Here is a 1194-nt window from a genome sequence, read left to right as displayed (position 1 = left end):
GGCAACCCACCGACCCCACCGACGACGCGATCTGGCGCCGGCCGCCCAACTGACACAGCCTCAGCCCGACGCGGCCCGGTCCGGCCCGGGGCGGCCGTTCCTCTGTCCTCGGCACTACGGAGCTGATAGCACCAACGGGTCACCAACCGACACCGCAACCTCGGGAAAGCTCCGGCACTCCGGCACTCCGGCACCGGCCGATCGGCGCAACTTCGGCGAAGATGCGGTGTCGACTCGGGCTTGAGGCAGCACTTTCCGCGAAGTTGCGTGGATCAATGGGTCACGCGCCGGCTGGACTGGTCGATGATGTGGCTTCGGTTGCTTCTACGCCTCGTACAGCGCATTGGATAGCGAGGTCCCCGCCCCGCAAGGCGGCGACGCCATCGAGGGCACATCCTCGGGAAGGCGTGATTTCACAGAGAAACAAATATTTCGCTGTGAAATCACGGACCTCAGGACAATCGTCCCCGCGCGCCGCAGGCTTCCCGCTGGCGGTGCGAGGCGGCAGCCCGACGAGTGCTGGTCAGGCACCGCTGGCGTGGTGCGGGGGCACCCATGGGGTGTGACTGCTGGGATATCGTCGGTCCAGCCCGGGGGCGTCCTCTCCGTCTAGGAGGCAGCCGCGCAGCCCACTGTTGCCGGTGCCGACGCGGCGAGTGGGTGTTCGTCATGCCGGGTCGGGCAGGAAGGGGCGTGCGGTGACGCAGGGGCGGGCCACCGTAGGCGGCACCTATGGCAGCCGGGCGGCAGGCGGAGCGAGCGGACCGGCTCCGCACGACGAGCGGCATGGGCTCGACCACGCGGCGACCGGCCCGAGCACATTTCCGACCGGACCGGCTCCGCACGCGGCGACCAGCCCGAGCACGTTTCCGACCGGACCGGCTCCGCACGCGGCGACCAGCCCGAGCACGTTTCCGACCGGACCGGCTCCGCACGCGGCGACCAGCCCGAGCACGTTTCCGACCGGACCGGCTCCGCACGCGGCGACCGGCCCGAGCACGTTTCCGACCGGACCGGCTGCGCAGGGTGCCGCCGGACCGAAAGCGACGCCGGGCGGACCGGCTCCGCGCGGGGCGACCGGCCCGAAAGTGACGCCGACCGCGCCGGCCGCGCCGGCCGCGCCGACCGTGCCGACCGTGCCGGTTCCGCGCGGGGCCGCTGGCCCGAGCACGGGGCCGGGCCGGTCCGCGACGC

General features: G+C 72.5%; 1 pseudogene. It reads right to left on the bottom strand.

The features are described from left to right. Positions 1 to 730 precede the first annotated feature (730 nt). Positions 731 to 1194: pseudogene (locus C1I93_RS32145) on the bottom strand (hypothetical protein); the annotation flags it as partial.

This window comes from Micromonospora endophytica (assembly GCF_003236305.1).
Classification (GTDB): Bacteria; Actinomycetota; Actinomycetes; order Mycobacteriales; family Micromonosporaceae; genus Micromonospora; species Micromonospora endophytica.
Note: the sequence above shows the minus strand (reverse complement) of the source record. Positions and strands in the feature narration are given on the sequence as shown.